The organism is Actinacidiphila rubida (assembly GCF_900110255.1).
GTDB classification, from domain to species: Bacteria; Actinomycetota; Actinomycetes; order Streptomycetales; family Streptomycetaceae; genus Actinacidiphila; species Actinacidiphila rubida.
This window is the reverse complement of record NZ_FODD01000025.1, coordinates 85,144-108,045: the sequence shown is the minus strand read 5'-3', so window position 1 is coordinate 108,045 and position 22,902 is coordinate 85,144. Positions and strand designations below refer to the sequence as shown.

General features: G+C 73.8%; 17 protein-coding genes. 14 read left to right on the top strand and 3 right to left on the bottom strand.

Features of this window, described 5'->3' with window-relative positions; genetic code table 11:
* Positions 1–99 precede the first annotated feature (99 nt).
* The gene (locus tag BMW99_RS24500; RefSeq protein WP_245791612.1) at positions 100–861 is read left to right on the top strand and encodes an ABC transporter ATP-binding protein; all 762 of its coding nucleotides are present in this window, start codon (positions 100–102) and stop codon (positions 859–861) included.
* A 72-nt stretch (positions 862–933) separates the two neighbouring features.
* Here the strand turns inward: BMW99_RS24500 and lepB are convergent, their stop codons facing one another.
* Positions 934–1,677, bottom strand: coding sequence for a signal peptidase I (gene lepB, locus BMW99_RS24495; protein ID WP_177226101.1), 744 nt, complete (start codon positions 1,675–1,677; stop codon positions 934–936).
* A gap of 852 nt (positions 1,678–2,529) precedes the next feature.
* On the opposite strand from lepB, the gene lanKC reads away from it, so the two are divergent.
* The 3 genes from lanKC to BMW99_RS24485 all read left to right on the top strand — a co-directional run bounded on the left by lanKC (position 2,530) and on the right by BMW99_RS24485 (position 7,281).
* Positions 2,530–5,172, top strand: a complete 2,643-nt coding sequence (gene lanKC, locus BMW99_RS24490; protein WP_075017544.1) for a class III lanthionine synthetase LanKC — start codon at positions 2,530–2,532, stop codon at positions 5,170–5,172.
* A 92-nt stretch (positions 5,173–5,264) separates the two neighbouring features.
* Positions 5,265–5,402, top strand: a complete 138-nt coding sequence (locus BMW99_RS40225) for a SapB/AmfS family lanthipeptide (protein WP_107485408.1) — start codon at positions 5,265–5,267, stop codon at positions 5,400–5,402.
* Between the two features lie 118 nt (positions 5,403–5,520).
* Positions 5,521–7,281 (top strand): ABC transporter ATP-binding protein, encoded by a 1,761-nt coding sequence (locus BMW99_RS24485; protein ID WP_069463509.1) that lies wholly within the window; start codon positions 5,521–5,523, stop codon positions 7,279–7,281.
* Between the two features lie 56 nt (positions 7,282–7,337).
* Here BMW99_RS24485 and BMW99_RS24480 read toward each other — a convergent pair whose 3' ends face one another.
* The gene (locus tag BMW99_RS24480) at positions 7,338–8,195 is read right to left on the bottom strand and encodes a 3-hydroxybutyryl-CoA dehydrogenase (protein ID WP_069463510.1); all 858 of its coding nucleotides are present in this window, start codon (positions 8,193–8,195) and stop codon (positions 7,338–7,340) included.
* Between the two features lie 342 nt (positions 8,196–8,537).
* Between BMW99_RS24480 and BMW99_RS24475 the strand changes: the two genes are divergently transcribed.
* Positions 8,538–9,827, top strand: a complete 1,290-nt coding sequence (locus BMW99_RS24475) for a glycoside hydrolase family 10 protein (RefSeq protein WP_075017543.1) — start codon at positions 8,538–8,540, stop codon at positions 9,825–9,827.
* Between the two features lie 110 nt (positions 9,828–9,937).
* On the top strand, positions 9,938–11,080 hold the full coding sequence (locus BMW99_RS24470) for a methyltransferase (RefSeq protein WP_075017542.1): 1,143 nt from the start codon (positions 9,938–9,940) through the stop codon (positions 11,078–11,080).
* 135 nt (positions 11,081–11,215) lie between these two features.
* Here BMW99_RS24470 and BMW99_RS24465 read toward each other — a convergent pair whose 3' ends face one another.
* Positions 11,216–13,435 (bottom strand): NADP-dependent isocitrate dehydrogenase, encoded by a 2,220-nt coding sequence (locus tag BMW99_RS24465; protein WP_069467040.1) that lies wholly within the window; start codon positions 13,433–13,435, stop codon positions 11,216–11,218.
* A gap of 145 nt (positions 13,436–13,580) precedes the next feature.
* On the opposite strand from BMW99_RS24465, the gene BMW99_RS24460 reads away from it, so the two are divergent.
* The 8 genes from BMW99_RS24460 (at position 13,581) to argH (ending at position 22,866) form a co-directional block, all read left to right on the top strand.
* On the top strand, positions 13,581–14,906 hold the full coding sequence (locus BMW99_RS24460; protein ID WP_075017541.1) for a lanthionine synthetase LanC family protein: 1,326 nt from the start codon (positions 13,581–13,583) through the stop codon (positions 14,904–14,906).
* Positions 14,907–15,027: 121 nt separating this feature from the next.
* Positions 15,028–16,056, top strand: coding sequence for an N-acetyl-gamma-glutamyl-phosphate reductase (gene argC, locus BMW99_RS24455; RefSeq protein WP_069466800.1), 1,029 nt, complete (start codon positions 15,028–15,030; stop codon positions 16,054–16,056).
* 49 nt (positions 16,057–16,105) lie between these two features.
* The gene (argJ, locus tag BMW99_RS24450; RefSeq protein ID WP_069466799.1) at positions 16,106–17,263 is read left to right on the top strand and encodes a bifunctional glutamate N-acetyltransferase/amino-acid acetyltransferase ArgJ; all 1,158 of its coding nucleotides are present in this window, start codon (positions 16,106–16,108) and stop codon (positions 17,261–17,263) included.
* Entirely contained in the window at positions 17,260–18,303 is a 1,044-nt protein-coding gene (gene argB, locus BMW99_RS24445) for an acetylglutamate kinase (protein WP_245791604.1), read from the top strand. Before argJ ends, argB begins: the two co-directional genes overlap by 4 nt.
* On the top strand, positions 18,300–19,520 hold the full coding sequence (locus tag BMW99_RS24440) for an acetylornithine transaminase (protein ID WP_075017540.1): 1,221 nt from the start codon (positions 18,300–18,302) through the stop codon (positions 19,518–19,520). Before argB ends, BMW99_RS24440 begins: the two co-directional genes overlap by 4 nt.
* Before the next feature lie 7 nt (positions 19,521–19,527).
* Positions 19,528–20,061: an arginine repressor gene (locus BMW99_RS24435; protein WP_075017562.1), complete on the top strand. Its 534-nt coding sequence runs from the start codon at positions 19,528–19,530 to the stop codon at positions 20,059–20,061.
* Positions 20,062–20,230: 169 nt separating this feature from the next.
* Entirely contained in the window at positions 20,231–21,427 is a 1,197-nt protein-coding gene (locus BMW99_RS24430) for an argininosuccinate synthase (protein ID WP_075017539.1), read from the top strand.
* A complete protein-coding gene (gene argH, locus BMW99_RS24425) occupies positions 21,424–22,866 on the top strand; it encodes an argininosuccinate lyase (RefSeq protein ID WP_069466360.1) in 1,443 nt (480 codons plus the stop codon). The genes BMW99_RS24430 and argH overlap by 4 nt, the downstream gene beginning before the upstream one ends.
* Positions 22,867–22,902 lie beyond the last annotated feature (36 nt).

Here is a 22,902-nt window from a genome sequence, read left to right as displayed (position 1 = left end):
GTTCCGGCCTCCGCCGTCCCCGCCGCCGGGTCCGACCCGGCGGCCGTCCCCGACGCCGGGCCCGAGCCCGCCGCCGGGTCCGATCAGGCTGCCCCCGACGTGTCCAGGGTGCCCACGGTCGTGGTCGACGACCTGCACGTCATCTACCGGATCTACGGCACCGGCACCGGCCACGGCAACGCCACCGCGGCGCTGCGGCGGATGCTGCTGCGCCAGGGCTCGCCCAACGTCACGACCGTGCACGCCGTCAGGGGCGTCACCTTCACGGCCTACCGCGGCGAGGCGATCGGGATCATCGGTTCCAACGGCTCCGGCAAGTCCACCCTGCTCAAGGCCATCGCCGGCCTGCTGCCCGCCGACCGCGGCAGGGTCTACACGGACGGCCAGCCGTCGCTGCTGGGCGTCAACGCCGCTCTGATGAACGACCTCACCGGCGGCACCAACGTCCTGCTCGGCGGCCTGGCCATGGGCATGTCGCAGGAGGAGATCCACTCCCGCTACCAGGACATCGTCGACTTCTCCGGCATCAACGAGAAGGACGACTTCATCTCGCTGCCGATGCGGACCTACTCCTCCGGCATGGCCGCCCGGCTGCGGTTCTCCATCGCGGCGGCGAAGAACCACGACGTCCTGATGATCGACGAGGCGCTGGCCACCGGCGACCGCGCGTTCCAGAAGCGCTCCGAGGAGCGGATCAGGGAACTGCGCAAGGAGGCCGGCACCGTCTTCCTGGTCAGCCACAACAACACCTCGATCCGCGACACCTGCGACCGCGTGCTGTGGATCGAGCGGGGCGAGCTCCTGATGGACGGCCCCACCGACGAGGTCGTCCAGGCCTACGAGGACCACGGCGGTCGCTAGGGTCTGTCGTGCGGATTCTCCGCGGCGTCGCGGAGATCCGCACGGCAGGCCCTGGGGTCTTTGCTTGCCTGCTCAGGGTGCGGCGGGCGGCCACGCGGGGGCGGCGGTACCGCGGCGCCGGACGGCGGCGGCGACACCCGCCGCGCCCAGGCCCGCGAGGGCGACGGCGGTGCCGGCCCACGTCCACAGGCGGTCGGGGGAGGGCGCGCTCGTCCCCGGGGACACCGTGCCGACGACGGCCGCCTGCGCGATGGTCCCCTCCTGCTCGCTCTGGTGGCTGCGCGAGTCGACGGCGTCGTTCCGGTGGTCGCCCAGGAGGAACAGCCGGCCCGCGGGCACGGTGACGTCGACGGGCATGCCGGGCGTGGGACCGGGAGCGAGGTACGGCTCGCCCAAGGCGGTGCCGTTGACGCTCACGACGCCCGCCGGGTCGATGGCCACGCGGTCGCCGCCGACGCCCACCACGCGCTGCATGAAGACCTGGTCGGTACCCCAGTCGCGGGCCGAGAACACGACGACCTGCCCGCGCCGGACGGGCGAGCCGCCGGTGTCGTGCACGGTGACGATGCTTCCCGGCTGGTAGGTCGGTGCCATCGAGTCGCTCCGGACCCGCATCGTCCGGCCGCCGTCGGCCGCGAACGCGGTCACCAGGACGCTCGTCACCGCCAGGAGCGCGCCGGCCGCCGCGACGCACAGGGCCAGCGCGAGCGGCACCCGGCTGCCCGCCCGCCGCACCGCCTGCTGCCCAGACCCCCACCCCTGCCACGCGCCCGGGGGTCGTGGGGGCACGCCGGGCTGCCGGTTCCAGGTCTCCACGGTCGAAGGTCCCCTCGACGAACGGTTCGGGCACGGGCGTTCCGTGCTCGGACGAATGTGCGGACGCTACCAGGGCCCTTGGCGGTCCGGGACCGCACCGGCGCCGGCCGGGTGCCCTTGTCCGGCCGTCGCGCCAGGAACGGGACGACGCCGCCGCGGGCCAGCGCCTCACCGAGCGTGCGAAACCGACGAAACGGCAACCGCCTTTTGACGTAAGGGCGTTGGCGGACCGGCGTAGTTCCCCTCCACCGCCCCGGCGCCGGGTCCGTGCGGAATTGCCGCCGCACTCCTTGTGGTGAATGCACGAGGAGGGCGTCATAGGCCGCTGTCAAGACTGCCTCTCCTTTGAACGGCCGCTCGCGGCAGGGCTCTTGAGGCCTCTCCTTGGGATGCCCGCCGCGCCCTGGCGTCCGCGGCCCGTGTGTGCCATGCGTGCCGTCGCCGGCGCCGACCGTGCAGGTGGGCGGCGTTCAGGGCACGGTTGCCCAGCCGGCGCGCACCGGGGCGCGTGGGACGGATGGGGCGGGTACGAGGGGCGCTCCGGCCCGGCCCGGCGCACTCCCGCCCGTGACGCGCGCCGTCCGCCGGATCCACCACGCCGGTGCGCATACGCCGCGGGCAATGGGCTCCGTAGCGCCGTTGCCGTCACCCCGACGGCCCGGTCATATTTCGGATGGTCGCACCGCGGATTCCGGACGGCTCGTGAAATGGCCGTCCACCGCGGGGACTTCGCCGCACGTCCTGCCGGAATTCCGGAATGCGGGAATGCGGGAATTCCAGTCAACGCCGATCCGTCCCCGCTGATCCGTTCCCTGCCGATCCGTCCGCGCCGCCGTCCGAGGAGGGTTTTCGTTGGACAACCGGTACGAGGCCTACGCCTACGCCGACCCGTACTTCTACGACACGCCCCGGCGCTGGGGAGCGCAGGAGGAGTTCGCCCATGTGACCAGGCCGCTGCCCGAGGGGTGGGAGCACGGCGAGGGGGAGATCTGGTCGATCGTGCGGCCGGCGGACGTGCGGCTGCCCGCGCAGGGCTGGAAGATCCACGTGTCCGCGCGCACCGAGGACGCCGAGGAGGTCCTGGACACCGTCTGGGACTACTGCCTGCGCGAGGGCGTCACCTTCAAGTTCCTGCGCGGGCTGCCGATCCTCCAGGTGCAGAACTCGAAGTACGCGGCGCGCGGGTCCAGCGGGAAGTTCTGCACGGTGTACCCGGCGGACGACGCCGAGCTGGAGCGCTGCCTCGACGGTCTCGGCGGCCTGCTCGCCGGCCGCAAGGGCCCGTACATCCTCAGCGACGCGCGCTGGGAGGGCGGCCCGCTCTACCTGAGGTACGGGGGGTTCGAGGAGCTGTACTGCCGTGACGCGTCCGGGGCACGCGTGCTCGCCCTGCGGGAACCGGACGGCACGCTGGTGCCCGACGTGCGCGGGCCCGGATTCGCCGTCCCGCCGTGGGCGCCGGTGCCGCGCTGCGTCGCCGCCGCCGTCGAGCGGCGGACCGGGGCGCGGGACACCGGGCTGCCCTACACGGTGGAGCGGGTCCTGCACTTCTCCAACGCGGGCGGCGTCTACCTGGCACGGGACCCCGGCACCGGCGAGCAGGTGGTGCTGAAGGAGGCGCGGCCCTACGCCGGCCTCGACCAGCGCGGTGTCGACGCCGTGGCGCGTCTGCGCGGCGAGCACGCCGTCCTCGTCCGGCTCGCCGGCGTGCCGGGCGTCCCCGCGGAGCACGGCGTCCTCACCGCCTGGGAGCACGAGTTCCTGGTGCAGGAGTACGTCGAGGGCAGGTCCCTCAGCGAGTGGCTGACCGCCCGCTACCCGCTGATCCACCCGGACGCCGGACCGGACGCCGTGGCGGAGTACTGCCGCGACGCGCTCGACCTGGTCGGCCGGGTCGGGCGCACCCTGGACGCGATCCACGCCCGCGGGGTGGTCTTCGGCGACCTCCACCCGCGGAACGTGATCGTGCGCCCCGACGGCGAGATCTGCTTCATCGACTTCGAACTCGCCAGCACCGTCGACGACTTCGTCCGCCCCGCGCTGGGCGCCGCCGGCTTCGCCGCGCCCGGCGGCTACTCCGGCCCGCAGATCGACCGGTACGGGCTGGCCGCCATCCGGCTCTGGCTGTTCCTGCCGCTGCTCCAGCTCACCGGTCTCGACCCGGGCAAGGCGGGCGAACTCGCCGACGTCCTGGAGCGCCGGTTCCCGGTCCCCGCGGGATACACCGACGAGATCCGGCGGCTGCTCGGCCCGGCGGCCGGCGACGGGCGCACCCCGCGCCCGGCGTTCGGCCGGCGCCGCGCCGAACTCCAGGCGCTGCTCACCGCGCCCGCCCCCGACTGGCCGGCCCTCCGGGACTCGCTCGCCGCGGGGATCGCGGCCGCCGCCACCCCCGGCCGCACCGACCGGCTCTTCCCCGGCGACGTCGCCCAGTTCACCCACGGAGGGCTGGGCCTGGCGCACGGCGCGGCGGGCGTCCTGTACGCCCTGCACGCCACCGGAGCCGCGATCGACCCCGCGCACGTGCGATGGCTGGTCGAGGCGGCCGAGGCGCAGTCCACCGTGCCGGGCCTCTACCACGGCGGGCACGGCACGGCCTACGCGCTGGACCTCCTCGGCGAGCACGAGGCCGCGCTCCGGCTGATGCGGCGCCTCGCCAAGGCTCCCGACGAGGACGCCGGCACCGACCTGGCCGGCGGGGCACCCGGGATCGCCCTCGCACTGCTCCACTTCGCGGAGGCCACCGGCGAGTCCGGGCCGGCCGACCGCGCCCTGGCCCTGGCCCGGTCCGCCGCGGACACCCTGGAGAGGGCCGGCACGAGCGACCCGGCGCGCCGGGTGGGCCTGCTGGCGGGCGCGTCGGGGACGGCCCTGGCGCTGATACGGCTGTCCGAGCACACCGGGGACACCGGCCTGCTGGACCGCGCCGAGGCGCTGCTCGGACTGGACTTCGAGCGGTGCGCGAGCGTCGCCGACGGCACGCTGCAGGTCGTCGACGGCCGTCGCGTCCTGCCCTACGTGGAGACGGGCAGTGCCGGGATCGGGCTGGTGCTCGACGCCCTGCTGGCACACCGCCCGGACAACGGGCTCGCACGGCACGAGACGGCCGTCCGGCGCGCCGCGGAACCGGAGTTCGTGATCCAGTCCGGCCTGTTCAACGGTCGCGCCGGGCTGCTCGGGTACCTGGCCGCGACCGGCCGCAGGCACGCGGGCACGGGGCGGCCCGCGGACCCAGGCGCCGGGCAGGGCACGGGCGCGGACGCCGGGGCGGCCGCCCCGCTCGACCGGCAACGGGCGGCGCTCGCCCTGCACCAGATCCCGTACGAGGGCCATCTCGCCTTCCCCGGCGACCAGTTGCTCCGCCTGTCGACCGACCTGGCCACCGGTTCCGCCGGCGTGCTGCTGGCGCTGGGCACGGCCCTGGCCGGCACCCCCTTCCTGCCCTGGACCGGCGCGCGCGCTCGCGTGCCGCTGCCCACGGCCCCTCTCGGCTGACGGCCCCACGGCCCGGCCCACCGGGCGCGCACCGCGCCCCACCCGCTCCCGGCCGCCGGCCGGGTGATCCCTCGAAGTGAAGGAGAACAGTCATGGCGATCCTCGACCTCCAGACCCTGGAACTGCCCGAGACCGAGGCGGCTCCGATCGACGACACCCTGGCGAGCGTCAGTTCGCTGAGCGCCCTGAACTGCGGCACGAGCACCGTCAGCACGCTGCTCTGCCTCTGACCCCAGGCGCCGCCCGCTAGGGCGGAACCCGTCGAGCAGCCGGCCGGGACCCGCGGGACGGGCCCGGTCGGCCGCTCCTCTCCCCGCTCGCCGAGAGCCCCCAGAGAGGTCGAGGCCCGTGGCCGTTCCCCCTCCCCGTACCGAGCCGCCCGCCCCGGACCGGATCCGCCTGCGCCGCGAACTGACCGCCGACCCCCTGCGGCTCACCTGCGCGCTGCTGCTCGCCGTGGCCGCCACGGCCGGCGCGCTGGCCCTTCCCCTGCTGGTCCGGCGGATCATCACGGACTTCGCCGCGCACCGGCCGCTCACCACCGACATCGCCCTGATGTGCGCGGTGGCCGTCCTCGGCGCCCTCGTCCAGGCACTCGCCGGCCGGCTGCTGGCCTGGATCGGCGAGCGGATGACCTACCGGCTGCGCACCCGGATCATGGAGCACGCGCTGCGGCTGCCGCTGCCCGTGGTGCGCGCCAAGGGGACCGGCGAACTCACCGCCCGCGTCACCTCCGACGCCCTCCTGCTGCGCGAGGTCGTGGACGTGGCCACCCAACTGCCCCTCGCCGGGCTGACGGTGGTGGCGACGCTGGGCGTGATGGTGTGGATCGACTGGGTGCTCACCCTCGTCACCGTGCTCGCGCTGGCCGTGCTGTGCGTGATGGTGCTGCTGATCCTGCGGCGGATGAAGACCAACGTCGTGCAGCAGCAGGAGGCCGTCGGGCGGGTGGCGCAGCGGTTCACCGCGAGCCTGGAGGCCCTCGCCACCGTCAAGGCGTACCGGGCCGAGCCGGTGGCCGCCGCGGCGCTCGCCGAGGACGCCGGGAAGCTGCGCGAAGTCGCGCTGCAGGGCGGGCGGTTGAACACGCTCGTCCCCGCGGTGCTCACCCTCGGCAACCAGTTCGCGATGATCTCGGTGATCCTGACCGGCGGAGCGCGGCTGGCCTCGGGCCATCTCCAGGTGGCGGCGTTCGCCGCGTTCCTGCTCTACCTGCTGCAGACCGTGCCGTCGGTGAGCACGCTCGCCACCGGCTTCGGCCGGCTCCAGGGCGGTCTCGCCGCCCGGGACCGCTGCAACGACCTGCTGGCGCTCCCGGCGGAGGGGGACCGGCGGGACGCCGCACGCCCCACGCCCGTCCCGGTCGCCGGCGCCCCGGCCGTCGAGTTCCATGCCGTCTCGTTCACCCACACCGGGTCGGACCATCCGGCGCTGCGCGGCGTCTCGTTCAGCACCGCGCGCACCGGGCTCACCGCCGTCGTCGGGCCCTCGGGGGCGGGAAAGAGCACCGCACTCGCCCTCGTCGACCGCTTCGTCCAGCCGTCATCGGGTTCCGTCACGGTGCTCGGCCACGACGTGCGGCACTGGCCGCTGGAGGCGCTGCGGGCCCGCATCGCCTACGTCGACCAGTCGTTCACGCTGCTGGAGGCCACGGCACGGGACAACCTCCGGCTCGGCAGGTCCGGCCCCGTCGGCGACGCCGAACTGGCGGCCGCGCTGGGCGCGGTGGGGCTGACCGAGGACGTCGCGCGGCTGCCGCACGGGCTGGACACCGTCCTCGGACGGGAGTCCGACCTGTCCGGCGGCCAGCGCCAGCGCATGGCGCTGGCCCGCGCGTTGCTCTCCGACGCGGAGATCGTGCTGCTCGACGAGCCGACCAGCCAGCTCGACGGGCTCAACGAGCAGCGGTTCCGGGCCGTCGTGGACACCCTGGCGCTGACCAGGGCGGTGGTCGTGGTCGCCCACCGCCTGTCGACCGTGCAGCACGCCCGTCACGTCGTGATGATGAACCACGGCACCGTCGTCGACGCGGGCGAGCACGGCACGCTGCTGCGGCGCTGCCCGCCCTACCGGGAGCTGGTGGCCAGCCAGGCCGTCGCCGCCCACTGAGCGGACGAGGCCGCGGACGACGCCCGCGGCCGCCGTCGCCCGCCCGGCCGCGGCCGTCAGTAGCTGTAGAAGCCGGCGCCGCTCTTGCGCCCGAGACGGCCGGCGTCGACCATGCGCTGCAGGATGGGCGGCGCCGCGTACAGCGGCTCCTTGTACTCGCCGTACATGGAGTCGGCGATCGCCGCGACGGTGTCCAGGCCGATGAGGTCGGAGAGCTTCAGCGGACCCATCGGGTGCGCGCAGCCCATCTCCATGCCGTTGTCGATGTCCTCGCGGGTGGCGATGCCCGACTCGAACATCCGGATCGCCGACAGCAGGTACGGCACCAGCAGCGCGTTCACCACGAAGCCCGAGCGGTCCTGGGCGCGGATCGCGTGCTTGCCGAGCACCTCGGCCACCAGGTGCTCGGTGCGCTTGACGGTGTCGGTGGAGGTGGTCAGCGCCGGGATGACCTCGACCAGGCGCTGCACCGGCGCGGGGTTGAAGAAGTGGATGCCGATCACGTGGTCGGGACGCGAGGTGGCGACCGCGAGCCGGACCAGCGGGATGGAGGAGGTGTTCGACGCCAGGATCGCGTCCTCGCGCGTCACCACCTGGTCCAGGACCCGGAAGATGTCCGTCTTGACCTGCTCGTTCTCCACGACGGCCTCGATCACCAGATCGCGGTCGGCGAACTCGCCGAGGTCGGTGGTGAAGCTCAGCCGCTCCAGCGCGTCGTCGCGCTCCTGCTCGGTGATCTTGCCGCGCTCCGCGGCCTTGCCGAGCGAGGTGGTCAGCCGGGCGCGGCCCAGCTCCAGCGCCTCACCGGTGGTCTCGGCCACCCGGACGTCGAGCCCGGCCTTGGCGCACACCTCGGCGATGCCCGAACCCATCTGGCCCGCGCCGACCACTCCGACGCGCTGGATGTCACTCACTCGTCAGCCTCTCGCTGCTGTCCGCTATGTCTGCCCGTTCGTCTACCGGACAGACGTTACCCGGGCCCGGACGGAGCGGTGCCCGCGGGGACCTGCAGTCGACCGGACCCCGAGGGCACCGCGAGCGGAAGCCCGCCCGGGGCCCGGCGCTCAGGCCGTGGCGCGGGCCGCGCCGTCGAGCGTGAACACGGCCGGAACGGTTTCCCCCGTCCGCGGTGCCGCCCGCGACCCCGCCCGGCCCGCCGCCCGCGACGCGCAACTGGAGTAGACCAATCGGTGGTTGCCGCCACGACCGAATGGGCCCATCATCGGCGGGTCGTGATGGAAGATCAGGAGGCCTGCATGGACCCGCTCTCAAGACGCTCCTTCACCGCCGCGGCCGCGGGCGCGCTCGCCGCGACCGCCCTGCCCGCCGGCTCGGCCGCCGCCGAGGAACCGGCGGACCGTGCCGCCACCGCCGGGACCGCGGCGGCGCCGGGCGGCCCGCCCCCCGGACGGCCCCGCCCGCACCGGCAGATGCGCGGCATGTGGGTCGCCACCGTGGCCAACACCAACTGGCCGTCGGCGCCCGGTCTCAGCCCCGAGCAGCAGCGCCAGGAACTGCTCGACCTGCTCGACCTGGCCGTCGAACGCCGCCTGAACGCCGTCGTGTTCCAGGTCCGCCCCACCGCCGACGCGTTCTGGCCGTCGCCGTTCGAGCCGTGGTCGCAGTACCTGACGGGCACTCAGGGCCAGGACCCCGGCTGGGACCCGCTGGGCACGGCGGTCGAGGAGGCGCACCGGCGCGGCCTGGAACTGCACGCCTGGTTCAACCCGTACCGCGTCTCGCTGAGCACCGACACCAGCAAGCTCGTCCCCACCCACCCGGCGCGGCTGCACCCGGAGTGGATCGTGCCCTACGGCGGCAAGCTCTACTACAACCCCGGCATCCCCGAGGTCCGCCGCTTCGTCGAGGAGGCCATCCTCGACGCGGTCCGCCGCTACCCGCTGGACGCGGTGCACTGGGACGACTACTTCTACCCGTACCCCGTGGCCGGCCAGACCTTCGACGACGACGCAGCCTGGGCCGCGTACGGCGGCGACTTCACCGACCGCGACGCGTGGCGCCGCGACAACTGCGACCTGCTGGTGCGGGAGACCGCCGAGGGCATCAAGGCGATCCGGCCGACCACGAAGTTTGGCATCAGCCCGTTCGGCGTGTGGCGCAACGCGGCCACCGACCCGGCCGGCTCGGCCACCACCGCCGGCGTGCAGACCTACGACGACCTGCACGCCGACACCCGCAAGTGGGTCGAGGAGGGCTGGCTCGACTACATCTGCCCGCAGGTGTACTGGAACATCGGCTTCGCCGCCGCCGACTACGCCGTCCTGGTGCCCTGGTGGTCCGACGTGGTGACCGGCACCCGGGTGCAGCTCTACATCGGCGAGGCGGTCTACAAGGTGGGCGTCGCCGGCCAGCCCGCGGCCTGGCAGGACCCCGCCGAGCTGTCCCGGCACCTGGACTTCGACGCGGACTACCCGCAGGTGCGCGGCAACGTCTGGTACTCGGCCAAGGAGGTCGCCGCCGACCCGCTCGGCGCCATGACCCAGGTCGTCGCGGACCACTACCCCACGCGGGTGCGCACCCCCTGACGTCCCCCGCCCCACCCGGCGGCCCGCGGGCCCGCCGCGCCGGTGCGGCCCTCGGGCCGATCGGCCGGCCGGTCCGCAGGCCGGTCAGCAGGCCGTAGGGTGTCAGGGCGATGGGTCGATTCAGCACGCCGTGGGGCGCACAGGAGATGAGCCGCTTCCCTGCGGAGCCGCGGGAGCAGCTGCAGGCGTGGGACGCGGCCGACGCGTACCTGCTGTCCCACCTCGCGGAGCAGGGCACCGACCTGTCCGGCGAGGTCGTGGCGGTCGGCGACCGGTGGGGCGCCCTGGTCACCGGCCTCGCGGAGTTCGGGCCGACGCAGATCTCCGACTCCCATCTGGGCCGGCAGGCCACCCTCGCGAACCTGCGGCGCAACGCGCCCGACGCGCGGGTGCGCCTGCTGTCGACCCGGGACGACCCGCCGCCGCGCGTGGACGTGCTGCTGGTGCGGGTGCCCAAGAGCCTCGCGCTGCTGGAGGACCAGCTGCACCGGCTGGCGCCCGCCGTCCACGCCGGCACCGTCGTGGTCGGCGCCGGCATGGTCAGCGAGGTCCACACCTCCACGCTGCGGCTCTTCGAGCGGATCCTCGGGCCGACCCGCACGTCACTGGCCGTCCGCAAGGCCCGGCTGATCCTGTGCACCCCGGACCCGGACCTCGCGCCCGGCCCCAGCCCCTGGCCGCTGCGGTACGCCCTGCCCGACGGCATCGGCGCCATGTCCGGCCGCACCGTCACCAACCACGCCGGGGTCTTCTGCGCCGACCGGCTCGACATCGGCACCCGCTTCCTGCTGGAGCACCTGCCCGAGCGGGTCGGGCCCGACCGGGTCGTCGACCTCGGCTGCGGCAACGGCGTCGTGGGCACCGCCGCGGCGGTCGCCAACCCGGCGTCCGACGTGCTGTTCGTCGACGAGTCCCACCAGGCCGTGGCCTCCGCCGAGGCCACCTTCCGCGACAACGCGGCGCCCGGTACCGAGGCCGAGTTCCTCGTGGGCGACGCCCTGAGCGCGGTCCCGCCCGGCAGCGCCGACCTCGTGCTCAACAACCCGCCGTTCCACGCCCACCGGGCGACCAGCGACAGCGCCGCCCGGCGGATGTTCGGCGGGGCGCGCGAGGCGCTGCGGCCCGGCGGCGAGCTGTGGGTGGTCGGCAACCGGCACCTGGGCTACCACGTGCGGCTGCGCCGGCTGTTCGGCGCGTGCGACGTGGTAGCCGCCAACCCCAAGTTCGTGGTCCTGCGCGCCGTGAAGCGCTGACGGCCGGCGGTCGCCGCGGCCCCGGGCCGCCGGCCCCGTCCCCGCCCGAACGCCGACCGCCCCGGCCGGGGCGTGCTGCCCGGCCGGGGCGGTCGTGGTGCGGTGTGCGCGGCGCCAGGGGCGCGGCGCGGTGGCTCAGCTCAGCGAGGCGAGCGCGGAGTTGAACGTCGCGGACGGGCGCATCACGGCGGCGGCCTTGGCCGCGTCCGGCTGGTAGTAGCCGCCGATGTCCGCCGCCGAGCCCTGCACCGCGACCAGCTCGTCGACGATGGTCTGCTCGGCCTCGGCCAGCGTCTTGGCCAGCGGTGCGAACGCCTCGGCGAGCTGCGCGTCGGTCGTCTGCTTCGCCAGCTCCTGGGCCCAGTACAGGGCCAGGTAGAAGTGGCTGCCACGGTTGTCGATCCCGCCCAGGCGGCGGCTCGGCGACTTGTCCTCGTTGAGGAAGGTGCCGGTCGCGCGGTCCAGGGTGTCGGCCAGGACCTGGGCGCGGGCGTTGCCGGTGGTCTGCGCGAGGTGCTCGAAGCTGACCGCCAGCGCCAGGAACTCGCCGAGGCTGTCCCAGCGCAGGTAGTTCTCCTTGACGAGCTGCTGCACGTGCTTCGGCGCGGAGCCGCCGGCGCCGGTCTCGAACAGGCCGCCGCCGTTCATCAGCGGCACGATCGAGAGCATCTTGGCGCTGGTGCCCAGCTCCAGGATCGGGAACAGGTCGGTCAGGTAGTCGCGCAGCACGTTGCCGGTGACCGAGATGGTGTTCTCGCCGCGGCGGATGCGCTCCAGCGAGAGCTTCGTCGCCTCGACCGGCGACATGATCTCGATCCGCAGGCCCTCGGTGTCGTGCTCCGGCAGGTACTGGCGGACCTTCGCGATCAGCTGCGCGTCGTGGGCACGGTCCTCGTCCAGCCAGAAGACGGCCGGGTCGCCGGTGGCGCGGGCCCGGCTGACGGCCAGCTTGACCCAGTCCTGGATCGGCAGGTCCTTGGTCTGGCACATCCGGAAGATGTCGCCGGCGCCGACCGCCTGCTCCAGCACCACGGTGCCGGACTCGTCCAGGACGCGGACGGTGCCGGTGACCGGGATCTCGAAGGTCTTGTCGTGGCTGCCGTACTCCTCGGCCTTCTGCGCCATCAGGCCGACGTTGGGCACCGAGCCCATGGTGGCCGGGTCGTAGGCGCCGTGGGCGCGGCAGTCGTCGATGACGGCCTGGTAGACGCCCGCGTAGCTGCTGTCCGGCAGCACGGCGAGGGTGTCGGCCTCGTTGCCGTCCGGGCCCCACATGTGGCCGGAGGTGCGGATCATGGCCGGCATCGACGCGTCGACGATGACGTCGCTGGGGACGTGCAGGTTGGTGATGCCGCGGTCGGAGTCGACCATGGCCAGCGCCGGGCCCTCGGCCAGCTCGGCGTCCAGGGACGCCTTGATCGCCGTGCCCTCGGGCAGCGCCTCGATGCCCTTGAGGATGCCGCCGAGGCCGTCGTTCGGGGTGAGGCCGGCCGCGGCCAGCACCGCGCCGTACGCGGCGAAGGTCTTCGGGAAGAACGCGCGCACCACGTGGCCGAAGATGATCGGGTCGGAGACCTTCATCATGGTGGCCTTCAGGTGCACCGAGAACAGCACGTCCTCGGCCTTGGCGCGGGCGACCTGGGCGGTCAGGAACTCGCGCAGCGCCGCGACGCGCATCACGGAGGCGTCGACGACCTCGCCGGCGAGCACCGGCACCGACGCGCGCAGCACGGTGGTGCTGCCGTCGTCGCCGGCCAGCTCGATGCGCAGCGAGCCGGCGGCCGGGACGACCGCGGACTTCTCGGTGGACCGGAAGTCGTCGACGCCCATCGTGGCGACGTCGGTCTTCGACTCCGCGGACCAGGCGCCCATGCGGTGCGGGTGCGCCTTGGCGTAGTTCTTGACCGCGGCGGCGGCCCGGCGGTCGGAGTTGCCCTCGCGCAGCACCGGGTTCACCGCGCTGCCCTTGACCTTGTCGTAGCGGGCGCGGACGTCGCGCTCCTCGTCGGTCTTCGGGTCGTCCGGGTACTCCGGCAGCGCGTAGCCCTGCTGCTGGAGCTCCGCGATCGCGGCCTTGAGCTGCGGGATCGAGGCCGAGATGTTCGGCAGCTTGATGATGTTCGCGGCCGGCGTCTTCGCCAGCTCGCCCAGCTCGGCGAGCGCGTCGTCGATGCGCTGCTCCTCCTGGAGGTACTCCGGGAAGAGCGCGATGATGCGCCCGGCCAGCGAGATGTCACGGGTCTCGACGGTGACACCGGCCGTCGCGGCGTACGCCTCGACCACAGGCAAGAACGAGTACGTCGCCAGGGCCGGGGCCTCGTCGGTGTGCGTATAGATGATGGTCGAGTCAGCCACCGGGTTACTCCGCTCCAGTCTCCAACATTGCTTGACATCAAGATATCCCGATGCCGCCCCGGGATCGACAGCGGCCTGCCCCGGCCGCCCGCGGCGGACCCCCGGCCGTGGTCGCGGCGGGCGCCAGGCCCTAGCGTTCCGGTCCATGAGCGGCGACACATATCGGGACGTGGGCGAGAGCGCCTGGTCGTGGGTGCTGGAGCAGGTCCGGGAGGACGGGGGGCCGTGGCTGCCGGAGACGGTGGCGCCGGACGGCCCGGCGGAGACGGAGCCGGGCAGGTACCGCGACTCGCTGTACTCGGGGATCGCGGGCCTGGCCCCGGTGCTGGCGGAGATCGCGCGGTACCGCGACCTGACCGCCCGGGAGCGGGACCTGGCCGACGCCGTCGTGGCCCGGCTGACGGCCCGCGCCGCGGAGGACGCCGAGGCGTCGCTCTACGAGGGCCTCGGCGGGTACGCCACGGCGCTGCGGCTGCTGGCCCCGGGGACGGAGGCGGGTGCGCTGCGGCGGCTGGCCGGCCTCGCGACCCCCGAGGGCTGGCGGTCCACCCTCGAGCTCGACCCCGGCTCGGACACGCCCGTGACCGACGTGGTGATGGGCAGTGCGGGCGTGATGATGGCGGCGGTCTGGGCGAAGGGCGAGGACGGCGAGGCCGTGGCCGCCGCCGGCGGGGAGGCGCTGCTGCGGGCAGCGGACCGCACCGACGCGGGACTGGACTGGGGCATGACGCCCGGCCGGGAGTCGCGCATGCCGAACTACTCGCACGGCACCGCCGGCGTGGCGGCCGCGCTGGCCGTGGCCGGTGCCGCGCTGGGCCGGAGCGACTTCGTCGAGGCCGCGGTGGCGGGCGCCCGGCACGTGCTGGCGCTGGGTTCGCCGGCGGACGGCGGCTTCGTCGTCCCGCACACCCTCCCGCCGTCCCGCCGCGAGGTGGAGCCGGTGACGTACACCTGGTGCCATGGGCCCGCGGGGACGTCCTATCTGTTCGCGGCGCTGGCGCACGCGGGGGTCGCGGAGGTGTCCGGCCACCGGGTCGGGGACCTGCGGGACCGCTGCATGACCTCGCTGCTCACCTCGGGTCTGCCGGCCCGCCTGCGGCCCGGCTTCTGGGACAACGACGGGCGCTGCTGCGGCACGGCGGGCGTCGGCGACGTGCTGCTCGACGCCGCCCAGGACGCCCCGGCGGCCGACCGGGCGAAGGACCTCGCGGACGGCGCGCGCGTGATGGGCGACGCCTTGGTGGCGCGGGCCGTGCGGGACGCGGCGGGCGCCCGCTGGCGCTTCGTCGAGCACCGCGAGGACCCGCCGCTGCTGCCCCCGGGCACGGGCTGGATGCAGGGCGCGGCGGGCATCGCGGCCTTCCTCCTGCGCCTGGCCCGGTACCTGGAGACCGGGCCGGACGCCCCGGTCGTGGACCGCCCCGATCAGTGGTGGGCGGTCCCGGCCCGGCTGCGCACCGCGGCCGCCTGACGCGCGGGGAGCCGGCCGATCGGCTCCCCGTCCTTTCCCTCCGTCCCGCCCACCCGTGAATTTCTTTGCATAAAACTGCGGCTACCCGTATAGTCATGCTGTCGATGCTGAGGAGGATTCGATGGCAGTGCGGGTGGCGGTGGCGGGAGCCAGCGGGTACGCCGGGGGAGAGGCCCTGCGGCTGCTCGCCGGGCACCCCGAGGTCGAGATCGGAGCGGTCACCGGCAACTCCAACGCCGGCCAGGCGCTCGGCGCGCTGCAGCCGCACCTGCTGCCGCTCGCGGACCGGGTGCTCGAACCGACCACGCCGGAGGTGCTGGCCGGCCACGACGTGGTCTTCCTCGCCCTGCCGCACGGCCAGTCGGCCGCCGTCGCCGAGCAACTGGGGGAGGACGTCCTCGTCGTCGACATGGGCGCCGACTTCCGGCTGAACGACGCGGCCGCCTGGGAACGGTTCTACGGCTCGCCGCACGCCGGCACCTGGCCGTACGGCCTGCCCGAACTGCCGGGCGGCCGCGCCGCGCTGGAGGGGTCCAGGCGCATCGCGGTCCCCGGCTGCTACCCGACGGCCGTCTCGCTCGCCCTGTTCCCCGCCTACGCCGCCGCGCTCGCCGAGACCGAGGCCGTGGTCGTCGCCGCCTCCGGCACCTCCGGCGCGGGCAAGGCGCCCAAGCCGCACCTGCTGGGCTCCGAGGTGATGGGCTCGATGACCCCCTACGGCGTCGGCGGCGCCCACCGCCACACCCCGGAGATGGTCCAGAACCTCAGCGCGGTGGCCGGCGGGCCGGTGAGCGTGTCCTTCACGCCGACCCTGGCCCCCATGCCGCGCGGCATCCTCGCCACCTGCTCGGCCAAGGCCCGCCCCGGCGTGACCGCGGCGGACGTCCGCACCGCCTACCGCAAGGCGTACGACGACGAGCCGTTCGTGCGCCTGCTGCCCGAGGGGCAGTGGCCGGCGACCGCCTCGGTGTACGGCTCCAACGCCGTCCACGTGCAGGTCGTCCTCGACGAGACGGCCGGCCGGGTGGTCGCCATCAGCGCCATCGACAACCTGACCAAGGGCACCGCGGGCGGCGCGGTGCAGAGCATGAACATCGCCCTGGGCCTGCCCGAGGCCACGGGTCTGCCCCTGACGGGGATCGCGCCCTGATCCGCGCCGGCGGACCGGGCGGGCGCATCGAAGCGAGGAGGAGTTCAGCGTGAGCGTGACCGCAGCGAAAGGATTCACGGCGGCCGGAATCGCCGCCGGGATCAAGGCCAACGGCGGGCCGGACCTCGCCCTGGTGGTCAACACCGGGCCGAGCCGGGCGGCCGCCGGCGTCTTCACCTCCAACCGCGTGAAGGCCGCGCCCGTCCTGTGGTCCGAGCAGGTCCTCAAGGGCGGTGCGGTGACCGCGGTCGTCCTCAACTCCGGTGGCGCCAACGCCTGCACCGGACCGCGGGGCTTCCAGGACACCCATGCCACCGCCGAGCAGGCCGCCGAGGTGCTGGGCCACCACGCCGGTGAGGTCGCGGTCGCCTCCACCGGGCTGATCGGCACACTGCTGCCGATGGACAAGCTGCTGCCCGGCGTCGCCGCCGCGGCCGCCGAACTGTCCGAGCACGGCGGCGAGAAGGCCGCCATCGCGATCAAGACCACCGACACCGTGCACAAGACCGCGGTGGCCACCGGGCCCGGCGGCGCCTGGACCGTCGGCGGGATGGCGAAGGGCGCGGGCATGCTCGCCCCCGGCCTGGCCACCATGCTCGTGGTGCTCACCACCGACGCCGACGTGGACGCCGGGACGCTCGACAAGGCCCTGCGCGACGCCACCCGGCAGACCTTCGACCGCGTCGACTCCGACGGCTGCATGTCCACCAACGACACCGTGCTGCTGCTCGCCTCCGGCGCGTCCGGCGCCACCCCCGGGTACGCCGACTTCGCCGAGGCGGTGCGCCACGTGTGCGACGACCTGGCCCGGCAGCTGATCGGCGACGCCGAGGGCGCGTCCAAGGACATCAGGATCGAGGTCGTGAACGCCGCGACGGAGGAGGACGCGGTCGAGGTCGGCCGGTCCATCGCCCGCAACAACCTGCTCAAGTGCGCGATCCACGGCGAGGACCCCAACTGGGGCCGGGTGCTGTCCGCGATCGGCACCACCGGCGCGGCCTTCGAGCCCGACGCGCTCAACGTCGCCATCAACGGCGTGTGGGTGTGCCGCAACGGCTCGGTCGGCGAGGACCGGGACCTGGTCGACATGCGCTTCCGCGAGGTCGTCATCACCGCCGACCTGGCTGCGGGCGCGCAGTCCGCCGTCGTGTGGACCAACGACCTGACGGCCGACTACGTCCACGAGAACAGCGCGTACAGCTCATGAGCGCCGCCGACTCCCGCCCCGGGGTGCCCCCGCGCAAGCACAACGCCCTGCCCAAGGCCCGGGTCCTGGTCGAGGCGCTGCCCTGGCTGACCCGGCACCACGGCAAGACGGTCGTCATCAAGTTCGGCGGCAACGCCATGGTCGACGACGAGCTGAAGGCCGCGTTCGCGCAGGACGTGGTGTTCCTGCGGCACGCCGGTCTCAAGCCGGTCGTCGTGCACGGCGGCGGGCCGCAGATCAGCGCCCAGCTCGACCGGCACGGCCTGGTCAGCGAGTTCAAGGCCGGGCTGCGGGTGACCACGCCCGAGGCCATGGACGTGGTGCGGATGGTGCTCGCCGGACAGGTGCAGCGCGAGCTCGTCGGCCTGCTCAACCAGCACGGCCCGCTGGCCGTCGGCCTGACCGGCGAGGACGCCCACACCATCACCGCGGTCAAGCACTACCCGCGGATCGACGGCGAACCGGTCGACATCGGCCGGGTCGGCGAGATCACCGCGATCGACACCGGCGCGATCGAGGCGCTGCTGGAGGACGGCCGCATCCCCGTCGTCTCCTCCATCGCCCGCGCCGAGGACGACGGCCACATCTACAACGTCAACGCCGACACCGCGGCCGCGGCGCTGGCCGCCGCGCTCGGCGCGGAGACGCTGATGGTGCTCACCGACGTCGAGGGCCTGTACGAGGACTGGCCGAACAGCGACGAGGTGATCAGCCGGCTGACCGCGACCGAGCTGGAGAAGCTGCTGCCCGAGCTGTCCAGCGGCATGGTCCCGAAGATGGAGGGCTGCCTGCACGCCGTGCGCAACGGCGTGCACACCGCCCGCGTCATCGACGGCCGGGTCCAGCACTCCATCCTGCTGGAGATCTTCACCGACGAGGGCATCGGGACGATGGTCGTGCCCGACGACCCCGGGACGCCCCCGGCGCGCGGGGCGGGCGCGGTGTCCGCGGCCCCCGGGGCACCCGAAGTGACCGCAGCACCCGAAGTGACCAGTGACGCCGCCGCGCCCGCGGCGGCCGACGCAGGGGGAGTGGCATGACCGGCAACGACGAGCTGACCCGGCGGTGGCGGGGCTCGCTGATGGACAACTACGGCACCCCGCGGGTGCCACTGGTCCGCGGCGCGGGCGCCACCCTCTGGGACGCCGACGGGAAGGCGTACACCGACTTCCTCGGCGGCATCGCCGTGAACGCGCTCGGCACCGGGCACCCGGCGGTCGTCGAGGCGGTGACACGGCAGATCGGCACCCTCGGCCACGTGTCGAACCTCTTCGTCGCCGAGCCCGTGGTGGCCCTCGCGGAGCGACTGCTCCAGCTGGCGGGCAGGTCCGGGCGGGTGTTCTTCGCCAACTCGGGGGCCGAGGCCAACGAGGCCGCGTTCAAGATCGGCCGGCTCACCGGCCGCACCGGCATGGTCGCCACCGAGGGTGCCTTCCACGGCCGCACCATGGGCTCGCTGGCCCTGACCGGCCAGCCGGGCAAGCGGGACGCCTTCCAGCCGCTGCCCGGTGACGTCACCCATGTGCCCTACGGCGACGCGGACGCGCTGCGGGCCGCGGTCACCACCGACACCGCCCTGGTGATCCTCGAACCCGTCCAGGGCGAGAACGGCGTCGTCGTGCCGCCGGCCGGCTACCTCCAGGCCGCCCGGGAGATCACCGCCGCCACCGGCACCCTGCTGGTGCTGGACGAGGTGCAGACCGGCATCGGGCGGACCGGCCACTGGTTCGAGTGCCAGGCCCAGGGCGTCGAGCCCGACGTGATCACGCTCGCCAAGGGCCTGGGCGGCGGGCTGCCGATCGGCGCCGCGCTGGCCTTCGGACCGGCCGCCGACCTGCTCACCCCGGGCGCCCACGGCACGACGTTCGGCGGCAACCCCGTCGCGTGCGCCGCCGCTCTCGCGGTGCTGGACACCATCGCCGCCGACGGCCTCCTGGAGAACGTCAAGCGTCAGGGGGAGCGGCTCAGGCACGGCATCGAGGCGCTGCAACACCCCCTGGTCGATCATGTGCGCGGTGCGGGCCTGCTGATCGGTATGGTGCTCACCGAGCCGCTCGCCCCCCAGGTCCAGCAGGCGGCTCAGGACGCCGGTTTCCTGGTGAACGCCGCTGTGCCCGGTGTGGTGCGGCTGGCGCCTCCGCTCATCGTCGGCGACGGTGAGACGGACGCGTTCCTCCAGGCGCTGCCCGGCGTTCTCGACCGCGTGCGGCAGGACTACCAGGAGTACCGGGCGTCCCGGGAGTCAGACGGAGAATGACGCGATGATGAGCGAGGCGCAGGTACCAGGCGGCGGGCAGTCCGTGCCGCAGACCCGCACGGCACGGCACCGCAGGATCGTGGACATCCTGGGCCGGCAGCCGGTGCGCTCCCAGAGCCAGCTCGCCAAGCTGCTCGCCGACGACGGGCTGAGCGTCACCCAGGCGACGCTCAGCCGGGACCTGGACGAACTCGGCGCGGTCAAGATCCGCACCAACGACGGCGAGCTGATCTACGCCGTGCCCTCGGAGGGCGGTTTCCGCACCCCGCAGGCGCCGCTGGGCGAGTCGGTGAAGGAGGAGCGGATGCGCCGGCTCGCCGGCGAGCTGCTCATCTCCGCCGAGGCGTCCGCGAACCTGGTGGTGATCAGGACCCCGCCGGGCGCCGCCCAGTTCCTGGCCTCCGCCATCGACGCCGCCGAGGTCTACGACATCCTCGGCACGATTGCGGGCGACGACACCGTGGTACTCATCAGCCGCGACGCCGCCGGCGGCGCCAAGCTCGCCGACCACCTGCTGCGGCTGGCCCAGGGCGAGGCGTAGGCACCGCGACACCCGCACCCCCCCGACACCCGCACCGACCCCCGACACCGGCGGCCCCTCCTCAGCAGGGGCCGCCTCCCCCATTAACCCGCTGACCTGCGACGTTGACGATTCATACGGAGCAGTGCATACTTATACCAGTCAGCGTATGCATCGTAAGGAGAGACCCGTGACCGAGCGCGTCGTACTCGCCTACTCAGGCGGTCTTGACACCTCCGTCGCCATCGGCTGGATCGCCGAGGAGACCGGCGCCGACGTCATCGCCGTGGCGGTCGACGTCGGCCAGGGCGGCGAGGACCTGGACGTCATCCGCAAGCGCGCGCTCGCCTGCGGTGCCGTCGAGGCCGAGGTCGCCGACGCCAAGCAGGAGTTCGCCGACGAGTACTGCCTGCCGGCGATCCAGGCCAACGCGCTCTACATGGACCGCTACCCGCTGGTCTCCGCGCTCTCCCGGCCGGCCATCGTCAAGCACCTGGTCGCCGCAGCGAAGAAGCACGGCGCCGACACCGTCGCCCACGGCTGCACCGGCAAGGGCAACGACCAGGTCCGGTTCGAGGCCGGCATCTCCTCGCTGGCGCCCGACCTCAAGTGCATCGCGCCGGTCCGCGACTACGCGATGACCCGCGACAAGGCCATCGCCTTCTGCGAGGAGAAGAACCTCCCGATCGCGACCACCAAGAAGTCCCCGTACTCCATCGACCAGAACGTCTTCGGGCGGGCCGTCGAGACCGGGTTCCTCGAGGACATCTGGAACGCGCCGATCGAAGAGGTCTACGAGTACACCCAGAACCCCGCCACCCCGCGGGACGCGGACGAGGTCGTCATCACCTTCGAGCGGGGCGTCCCGGTCGCGATCGACGGCAGCCCGGTCACCGTGCTGGAGGCCATCCAGCAGCTCAACGCCCGGGCCGGCGCCCAGGGCATCGGCCGGATCGACATGGTCGAGGACCGGCTGGTCGGCATCAAGTCCCGGGAGATCTACGAGGCCCCCGGCGCGATCGCCCTGATCACCGCGCACCAGGAGCTGGAGAGCGTCACCGTCGAGCGGGAACTCGCCCGCTACAAGCGGCAGGTGGAGCAGCGCTGGGGCGAGCTGGTCTACGACGGCCTGTGGTTCTCGCCGCTCAAGCGGGCCCTGGACGGCTTCATCGCCGAGGCCAACCAGCACGTGTCCGGCGACATCCGGATGGTGATGCACGGCGGCCGGGCGGTCGTCAACGGCCGGAAGTCGGCGACCTCGCTCTACGACTTCAACCTCGCCACCTACGACACCGGCGACACCTTCGACCAGTCGCTGTCCAAGGGCTTCATCGAGATCTTCGGCATGTCCAGCAAGATCGCGGCCAAGCGGGACCTCGGGCAGTGAGCGCCGCCCAGGGCAACGCCCCGGAGGCCGGCAAGCTGTGGGGCGGGCGGTTCGCCGACGGACCGTCCGCCGCCCTGGAGAAGCTCTCCGCCTCGGTCCACTTCGACGACCGTCTCGCCCCGTACGACATCGCCGGCTCCCGGGCGCACGCCCGGGTGCTGCACGCGGCGGGCCTGCTCACCACCGACGAGCTGCGGCGGATGACCGCCGGCCTCGACGCGCTCGAAGCCGATGTCGCCGCCGGCACGTTCACCATGACGATCGCCGACGAGGACGTGCACACCGCGCTGGAACGCGGCCTGCTGGAGCGGATCGGCTCCGAGCTGGGCGGCAAGCTGCGGGCCGGCCGGTCCCGCAACGACCAGATCGCCACGCTCTTCCGGATGTACCTGCGCGACCACGCCCGGACCATCGGCGGCCTCGTCGCCGACCTCCAGGACGCGCTGGTGGGTCTCGCCGAGGCCCACCCGGACACCGCGATGCCCGGCCGCACCCACCTGCAGCACGCCCAGCCGGTGCTCTTCGCGCACCACGTGCTGGCGCACGCGCAGGCGCTGTCCCGCGACGCGGAGCGGCTGCGGCAGTGGGACGAGCGCACCGCCGTGTCCCCGTACGGCTCCGGCGCGCTGGCCGGCTCCTCGCTCGGCCTCGACCCCGAGGCCGTGGCCCGCGACCTGGGCTTCGAGCGCGGCAGCGCCGGCAACTCCATCGACGGCACCGCCGCCCGCGACTTCGCCGCCGAGTTCGCCTTCATCACCGCCATGATCGGCGTCAACCTGTCCCGGATCGCCGAGGAGGTGATCCTGTGGAACACGAAGGAGTTCTCCTTCGTGACGCTGCACGACGCCTTCTCCACCGGCTCGTCGATCATGCCGCAGAAGAAGAACCCGGACATCGCCGAGCTGGCGCGCGGCAAGTCGGGCCGCCTGATCGGCAACCTCACCGGGCTGATGGCGACCCTCAAGGCGCTGCCGCTGGCGTACAACCGGGACCTCCAGGAGGACAAGGAGCCGCTCTTCGACTCCTGCGACCAGCTGGAGGTGCTGCTCCCCGCGTTCACCGGGATGATGGCCACCCTGACGGTCCACCGCGAGCGGATGGAGGAGCTGGCACCGGCCGGCTTCTCGCTCGCCACCGACATCGCCGAGTGGCTCGTGCGGCAGGGCGTGCCCTTCCGTGTCGCGCACGAGGTCGCCGGGGCGTGCGTCAAGGTCTGCGAGGCCGAGGGCATCGAGCTGGACCAGCTGACGGACGAGCAGTTCGCCGCGATCTCGCCGCACCTGACGCCGGAGGTCCGCGGCGTGCTCAACGTGCCGGGCTCACTCGCCTCCCGCAGCGGCCGCGGTGGCACCGCGCCGAGCGCCGTCGCCGTGCAACTGGCCGAGGTGAAGGCCGACCTGGAGGTCCAGCACGCCTGGGCCGAGGCCAAGCGGGCCTGAGCCCGGTCCCCGCCCGGCGGCGGGGCCGGGAACACG